Source organism: Mesorhizobium sp. M7A.F.Ca.CA.004.04.2.1 (assembly GCF_004022825.1).
In the GTDB taxonomy this organism is placed as follows: Bacteria; Pseudomonadota; Alphaproteobacteria; order Rhizobiales; family Rhizobiaceae; genus Mesorhizobium.
In genome coordinates, this window is sequence record NZ_RZPH01000222.1 from 1 (window position 1) to 6,979 (window position 6,979).

Annotated in this window: 7 protein-coding genes and 1 pseudogene; 5 read left to right on the plus strand and 3 right to left on the minus strand. The window is 63.6% G+C overall.

Translation table 11 applies throughout. The annotated features are described in order from the left end of the window. Window positions 1-290, plus strand: a pseudogene (locus EN893_RS12595) (hypothetical protein); the annotation flags it as partial. 2 nt (window positions 291-292) lie between these two features. On the opposite strand, the gene EN893_RS12600 reads toward EN893_RS12595, so the two are convergent. Continuing rightward, window positions 293-1,006: a transcriptional regulator NanR gene (locus tag EN893_RS12600; RefSeq protein ID WP_063167520.1), complete on the minus strand. Its 714-nt coding sequence runs from the start codon at window positions 1,004-1,006 to the stop codon at window positions 293-295. 174 nt (window positions 1,007-1,180) lie between these two features. On the opposite strand from EN893_RS12600, the gene oiaX reads away from it, so the two are divergent. The 4 genes from oiaX to dhaL all read left to right on the plus strand — a co-directional run bounded on the left by oiaX (window position 1,181) and on the right by dhaL (window position 5,577). After that, on the plus strand, window positions 1,181-2,431 hold the full coding sequence (gene oiaX / locus EN893_RS12605; protein ID WP_127268636.1) for a 3-oxo-isoapionate-4-phosphate decarboxylase OiaX: 1,251 nt from the start codon (window positions 1,181-1,183) through the stop codon (window positions 2,429-2,431). Window positions 2,432-2,435: 4 nt separating this feature from the next. Further along, window positions 2,436-3,770 (plus strand): four-carbon acid sugar kinase family protein, encoded by a 1,335-nt coding sequence (locus tag EN893_RS12610; protein WP_127269788.1) that lies wholly within the window; start codon window positions 2,436-2,438, stop codon window positions 3,768-3,770. Window positions 3,771-3,900: 130 nt separating this feature from the next. Next, window positions 3,901-4,908, plus strand: coding sequence for a dihydroxyacetone kinase subunit DhaK (locus EN893_RS12615; protein WP_127269790.1), 1,008 nt, complete (start codon window positions 3,901-3,903; stop codon window positions 4,906-4,908). Between the two features lie 27 nt (window positions 4,909-4,935). Beyond that, the gene (dhaL, locus tag EN893_RS12620) at window positions 4,936-5,577 is read left to right on the plus strand and encodes a dihydroxyacetone kinase subunit DhaL (protein WP_127269792.1); all 642 of its coding nucleotides are present in this window, start codon (window positions 4,936-4,938) and stop codon (window positions 5,575-5,577) included. A gap of 25 nt (window positions 5,578-5,602) precedes the next feature. On the opposite strand, the gene EN893_RS12625 is transcribed toward dhaL, so the two are convergent. Both EN893_RS12625 and EN893_RS12630 read right to left on the minus strand, forming a co-directional pair. After that, window positions 5,603-6,040 (minus strand): RpiB/LacA/LacB family sugar-phosphate isomerase, encoded by a 438-nt coding sequence (locus EN893_RS12625; RefSeq protein WP_013533067.1) that lies wholly within the window; start codon window positions 6,038-6,040, stop codon window positions 5,603-5,605. A 33-nt stretch (window positions 6,041-6,073) separates the two neighbouring features. After that, window positions 6,074-6,841, minus strand: a complete 768-nt coding sequence (locus EN893_RS12630) for a triose-phosphate isomerase (protein WP_127269794.1) — start codon at window positions 6,839-6,841, stop codon at window positions 6,074-6,076. Window positions 6,842-6,979 lie beyond the last annotated feature (138 nt).

The window sequence follows — 6,979 nt, forward strand, 5'->3', positions numbered from 1 at the left end:
TCACCGGACCGTTCGGCGTGCTGGCGTCATCCGGAGAACCCGTCGCGGAAGGATCGCGCCGGCCGATCTTCGGGGCCATCAAGGGGCTTTGCGAGCTGGCCGGCCTTGCGCATGTGTCGGCAAGGACGAGCGATGAAACCAAGGTGCTGGCGCTGGCCGGGCGCTCCGCCTCGGGCAAGACAATCGCGTGGCTGGCGAACCTGACGGCGGAAGACGTGCAGGTCGACATTTCAGCTTTTGACCGAGGCCAGGTCGTGATGACGCCTTACGCGATCACCCGGCTCGGCTGAAGTTACTTTTCGGAATTCATCACATAGAGCGCGCGCGAGCGTTCGAGATGCTTGATCATCGCCTTCTCGGCGCCATCGGCATCCTTCTTCTCGATGCGGCCGATGATCTCTTCGTGCTCGGTCAGCGTGAACTTTTCCTTGCCGGTCCAGATCAGCATTTCGGTGTGGTATTCCTTCAGCCAGCCCAGCATCGCCTCGCTGACGGCAACATAGATCGGGTTACCGGAGATCGCGGCGATCTGCGTATGGAATTTCATGTCGGCGGAGATGAAGGCTTCGGAATCGCCGCGAAAGCCGCGCTGTTCGGCAACGGTGGCCCTGAGCCGCAGCACATCCTCGGCGGTGGCCTTTTCGGCGGCTTCCCTGACCATGCCGCGCTCGAAGAAGATGCGCGCGGTCTTCAGGTGCTCCAGCGTGTCCTTCGACGACGACAGGATGATCTTGGCGGCGCCATCGACCTGCTTGATGATCGACTTGGCGGTCAGCTGCAGCACCTTGGCGCGCTCGCCATGCGAGATCGCGACCAGGCCCATATTGCTCAGCGCCTGCATCGCCTCGCGAATCGCCGGCCTGCCGACCTCGAAACGCTCCATCAGTTCGCGTTCCGAAGGCATGTCGTCGCCCGGCATCAATTCGCCGCTGGTAATGAGGCGTTTCAGCCGCAAGAAGACCTCATCGGAAAGCTTGCGCCGGACAATCGGTTCCGAACGGTTCATCGTCGCGAATCACTCCCTTGACCCGGCCCTATCTAACACTGCCGCCACAATTCCCGGAATTGCCGTCTGTCGATCCGACTGCCGGATATGGCTTGCAATACTTATGTACTCATTATACCAGATTTGAAACACCAGTGAACCTTTTTCGAACGCCTCGGCTTGAGACAGCGGACCATGATAACCCTCACCTACCGCATCGAAACGCCTGGAAGCATCGAAGCGCTGGCGGCCAAGATCGCCAGCGATCAGTCGACCGGCACCTTCGTCGCGCTGCCCGGCGAGACCGAGGAACTGAAAGCCCGGGTGGCGGCGCGCGTGCTGGCGATACGGCCTCTGGCCGATGCCGAGCGGCCGTCGCTTCCCGACAGCGGCAACGGGCCGTTCAGGCGCGCCGATATCGATATCGCCTTTCCATTCGATGCCATCGGCACCGACCTTTCGGCACTGATGACCATTGCCATCGGTGGCACCTATTCGATCAAGGGCCTCACCGGGATTCGCATCGTCGACATGAAATTGCCGGAGGAGTATCGCGGCGCGCATCCCGGCCCCCAGTTCGGTGTCGCCGGCAGCCGCCGGCTGACTGGTGTGATGGACCGTCCGATCATCGGCACGATCGTCAAGCCGGCGCTGGGCTTGCGGCCACATGAGACGGCCGCAATGGTGGCGGAACTGATCGCCGCCGGTGTCGACTTCATCAAGGACGACGAGAAGCTGATGAGCCCGGCCTATTCGCCCCTGTCGGAACGAGTGAAGGCGATCGTGCCGCTGATCCTCGACCACGAGCAGAAGACCGGCAAGAAGGTGATGTATGCCTTCGGCATCTCGCATGCCGACCCCGATGAGATGATGCGCAACCACGATATGGTGGCGAAGGCTGGCGGCAATTGCGCTGTCATCAACATCAATTCGATCGGCTTCGGTGGCATGGCGTTCCTGAGGAAGCGCTCCAGTCTGGTGCTGCATGCTCACCGCAACGGCTGGGACATCCTCACCCGGCACCCCGGGCTAGGCATGGACTTCAAGGTCTGGCAGCAATTCTGGCGACTGCTCGGCGTCGACCAGTTCCAGATCAACGGCATCGCCTCGAAATACTGGGAGCCGGACGACTCTTTCGTCGAATCGTTCAAGGCGGTGACGACACCGATCTTTTCACCCGAGGACTGCGCCTTGCCGGTGGCGGGCTCTGGCCAGTGGGGTGGCCAGGCTCCTGAGACATATGCGCGGACCGGACGGACCGTCGATCTTCTCTATCTCTGCGGCGGCGGCATCGTCAGCCATCCGGACGGGCCGGGCGCCGGTGTGCGCGCCGTGCAGCAGGCCTGGCAAGCGGCGGTCGACGGCATTCCGCTGGCGGACTTCGCCCTGAACCATCCCGAACTGGCGCGGTCGATCGAAAAATTCGGCGACGGCAAGGCAGCCTGAGACGATGCAGGACCTGCTTCTCAGCTATTACGGCGACGACCTGACCGGCTCGACCGATGTGATGGAGGCGCTCGAGCTCGGTGGTGTGCCGACCGTGCTGTTCATGCGCCAGCCGGACGATGCCTTGCTTTCACGATTTGCCCATTGCCGGGCGATCGGCCTCGCCGGCACCAGCCGCAGCGAGACACCGCGATGGATGGACACATACCTGCGCGATGCCTTTGCCTGGCTGAAGACACTGAATGCCGAGATTTGTCACTACAAGGTCTGCTCGACCTTCGATTCCAGCCCGACGATCGGCAGCATCGGCCGGGCCACCGAGATCGGCCGCTCGGTGTTCGCGCAAGCCAGCGTGCCGCTGCTGGTCGGCGCGCCGCAGCTCAAGCGCTACACCGCCTTCGGCCACCTGTTCGCCGCCTATCGCGACCAATATTTCCGCATCGACCGCCACCCGGTGATGAGCCGCCACCCGACGACGCCGATGGATGAGTCGGACCTGCTGATCCATCTGTCGCGGCAGACGGCGCTGAGCTCGGGGCTGGTCGACCTTGCGACGCTGCAGTCGGCGTCGCGGTCGGTGGCGTTCGATCGCATGATCGGAAACGGCACCGGCATCGTGCTTGTCGATGTCGACAATCTGGAAACCCAGGCCCTTGCCGGCAAGGAGCTGTGGCGCGTTCGCAAGCCCGGCGGTTCTTTTGTCGTCGGCTCGTCCGGGGTCGAGTATGCGTTGCTGGCCGAATGGGCGTCGAATGGCATTGTCGGCGCCGGACATGGCTTCACGCCACCGGGCGCAGCCGAGCGGATAGCCGTCGTGTCGGGCAGTTGCTCGCCGACCACGGAACGGCAGATCCGGCATGCCCTGACCGACGGTTTCGACGGCATCGAGGTCGACCCGGTCGAACTGGTTTCGGAGGCTTCGCAGCAGTCGATCACGCGCGCAACGGCAAGCGGCCGTGCCAGTCTGCAAGCCGGGCGCAGCGTCATCCTCTACACCGCGCTTGGTCCCACTGCCGACAGGGGCGCCGAAATCGACCGGCAGGAAGGCGCCCGCCACAGGCTTGGCCGCGGACTCGGAGAAATCCTTCGCAGCCTGACGATCGAACAGAGCCTGCGGCGCGTGGTCATTGCCGGCGGCGATACGTCGAGCCACGCGCTGGGCGAGATGGGTGTCGATGCCCTGACAATCCGCATGCCGCTGCCCGCTTCGCCGGGTTCGCCGCTCTGCGTTGCTCACGCGCGCGTCAAGGCGATCGACGGCTTGGAGGTCGCGCTCAAGGGCGGCCAGGTCGGAACCGATCGCTATTTCTCAGCCATCCGCGACGGCCTCGGCGGTTGAAACAACTAACGCCTACGTCCAGGTGATAGCCTGCGGGAACACCTCTGCGCACGAAATGCTCCTTGCCGGGTGGAAATCCCGGTAACACCCGGTATTATCTGCGAAAATGCCGAAATCGGGAGGATGCCGGGTGCAGACCAAGAAGATCATCAATGCCGGCAACCGCGCCGTCGACGAGATGCTGGAAGGCATCCTGGCAGCCCATCCCCGCCATCTCAAAAGCGTGGAGGGTAGCCCACGCTCCATCATCGCCTGCGACGGACCGCGCCAGGGCAAGGTGGGCCTCGTCATTGGCGGCGGCTCGGGCCACGAGCCGAGCTTTCTTGGCTTCGTCGGCAAGGGATTGGCCGATGCGGCGGCCATCGGCAATGTCTTCGCCTCGCCACCGCCGGACCCGATCCTCGAATGCGCAAAGGCAGTCAGCGGCGGCGCCGGCGTGCTGTTCATGTACGGCAACTATGCCGGCGACGTGATGAATTTCGACATGGCGGCCGAGATGGCCGCCATGGACGACATCGAGGTGCGCACGGTGCTGAGCACCGACGACGTCGCCTCGGCACCGCGCGACCAGCGGCACAAGAGGCGCGGCGTCGCCGGCAATTTCTTCATCTTTAAGGCGGCCGGTGCCGCCTGCGACCGGATGCTGTCCTTCGACGAATGCGAGCGCATCGCCGGCAAGGCCAACGACCACACCTTCACCATGGGCGTGGCGCTGTCGCCCTGTTCGCTGCCGCAGACCCGCCGGCCGAATTTCGAGATCGGGCCGGACGAGATGGAGATCGGCATGGGCATCCATGGCGAGCCGGGCATCGCGCGCGAAAAGTTGAAAACAGCCGACGAGATCACCGACGAGATGCTGGACAGGATCCTCGACGAGATGGCGCCTACGCGCGGCGACAAGGTCGCGGTGCTCGTCAATTCGCTGGGCTCAACGCCGCTGATGGAACTCTACATCATGAACCGGCGCGTGAAGCAGAGGCTCGATGAGATCGGTGTGTCCATACACGCAAGCTGGGTCGGCAATTACTGCACCTCGCTCGAAATGGCTGGTGCATCGATCACGCTGCACCAACTCGACGGCGAGTTGCAGACGATGCTGGATCACCCCTGCGACTGCGCCATGTTTCGCGCCGGCTAAACCCACTTCTGTGGCAAGGACTAAGACATGACGACAATCGACACCGCCCACCTTGTCGCGATGTTCGCGGCGATCGCAACCGCCATGTCCGCCGACCGGGACCGACTGTGCGCGCTTGACGGGGTTATCGGCGACGCCGACCACGGCATCGCGATGGAGCTTGGATTTTCCGCTGCACGCGATGCCGTCGCCGCACTGGATGCAGAGGCAACCGACCCGACCACCTTGCTGAACACCGCTGCCAAATCGTTCCTGAATGCCGTCGGCGCTTCCTCCGGGCCGCTCTATGCGACCGCGTTCATGCGGGGCGCGGCAGCCGTCAAGGGCAAGACGACGCTCGACGATTCGGACGTGGTCGCCCTGTTCCAGGCTATGGCCAAGGGCATTCAGGATCGCGGCAAGGCCGAGCCTGGCGAAAAGACGATGATCGATGCATGGGCGCCGGCTGCGCAGGCAGCGGGCGAAGCGCTGACCTCCGGCAAGGATCTGGCGGGCAGTCTCGAAGCTGCTGCACAAGCGGCAAACGCAGGCGCGGAGGCGACTAAGTCGATGGTCGCCACGAAAGGCCGGGCATCGCGCCTCGGCGAACGCTCGCTTGGCCACATGGACCCGGGCGCAGCGTCCGCCGTTACCGTGATCGAGGCGATGCGGGTCGCCTTGACCAGTTAACTCAGTAACGGGTTCCCCGCGTCTTTCAGCGCTTGGCGTCGAGCTTGTCGATGGCCTGCACGTTTGTGGCGGAGGGGCCATTCGGATCGAACTCCGAGGCCAACCATGCGTCGGCGATCGATTTCGCTAGTTCGGGACCGATGACGCGGGCGCCCATGGTGATGATCTGGGCGTTGTTGGACTTGGCGGCGCGCTCGGCGGAATAGGTGTCGTGGGTCAATGCGGCGCGAATGCCCGGGACCTTGTTGGCGGAGATGCTGACGCCGATGCCGGTGCCGCAAAACAGGATGGCCCGGTCGTAATTGCCGTCGAGAATTTCGTGGCCGACCGAGGCGGCGATATCGGCGTAGAATCCGGCCTGGCTTAGGTCGACGACCTGCAGTTCCGGCTTGGTGGCGAGATGCTTGGCGATGACGTCGAGCAGCGGCTTGCCGGCGCTGTCGGCTCCGAGTGCGATCTTCATGATGATGAGCTCCTTTGCTAGGTCTTTTGGCAGTCAGCGCGCGATGGCGGCCGACGCCTTTTTCAGAATGTCGATATAGCCTTCCGCTTGCCACGCCGAGCGGCCGATGAACAGGCCATCGATATGCGGCTGGCCGATGAGTTCGGCCGCGTTGCCTGGATTGACGCTGCCACCATAAAGCACAGGTGGAGCAATCGGCAGCCGGTCGGCGGCAACCTTCTTGATCAGCTGTTGCTGCCTGTCGGCATAGTCGGCGCTTGCGGGAATGCCCTTCTCGCCGATTGCCCAGACGGGCTCGTAGGCAAAGAGGATTTCCGCCTTCAGTTGATCGCCGCTCAGCTCTTGCAGCGCGCCGAGAACCTGTGCCGTCAGCACCGCCTCGGCGCGGCCTGATTCACGCTCAGCCAGCGTCTCGCCGACGCAGATCAGCGGCACGAAACCGTGCCTGACAGCGGCCGCCGTTTTTAGTCCCACAGTCGCATCGGCCTCGCCGAAATGCTCGCGGCGCTCGCTATGGCCGAGTTCGATCACATCCAGCCCGCAATCTTTCAACATCACCGGCGAGATCTCCCCCGTCCAGGCGCCAGCATCGGCCCAATGCATGTTCTGGGCACCGATCTTGACGCGGGTGTTGGCCAGCGCGGCCTTGACCTGGCGCGCTGCGGTGAACGGCGGAATGACGAAGGGCTGTATTGCCAGATCGAAATCGGGCACAAAGGCCGCCAGCGCATCGGCGAACTGCAACGCCTCCGACAGCGTCTTGTTCATCTTCCAGCTCGTGCCGACCCAATATGGGGCCATTCTTCTTCTCCTTCGATACTTTTGCGGCCGAAGCCGGCTTTCGGGCGACGTATTCGCTCAGGTCCGGGGCTTGAGACTGTCGCGACCGCTGTCGATATGAGGGGCCCAGAAATCCACCGACTCGCGGATCATCTCGAT

Coding starts and splice junctions, on each gene's coding strand:
- EN893_RS12600 (WP_063167520.1), bottom strand. CDS start 1,006: ATGAACCGTTCGGAACCGATTGTCCGGCGCAAGCTTTCCGATGAGGTC.
- oiaX (WP_127268636.1), top strand. CDS start 1,181: ATGATAACCCTCACCTACCGCATCGAAACGCCTGGAAGCATCGAAGCG.
- EN893_RS12610 (WP_127269788.1), top strand. CDS start 2,436: ATGCAGGACCTGCTTCTCAGCTATTACGGCGACGACCTGACCGGCTCG.
- dhaL (WP_127269792.1), top strand. CDS start 4,936: ATGACGACAATCGACACCGCCCACCTTGTCGCGATGTTCGCGGCGATC.
- EN893_RS12625 (WP_013533067.1), bottom strand. CDS start 6,040: ATGAAGATCGCACTCGGAGCCGACAGCGCCGGCAAGCCGCTGCTCGAC.
- EN893_RS12630 (WP_127269794.1), bottom strand. CDS start 6,841: ATGGCCCCATATTGGGTCGGCACGAGCTGGAAGATGAACAAGACGCTG.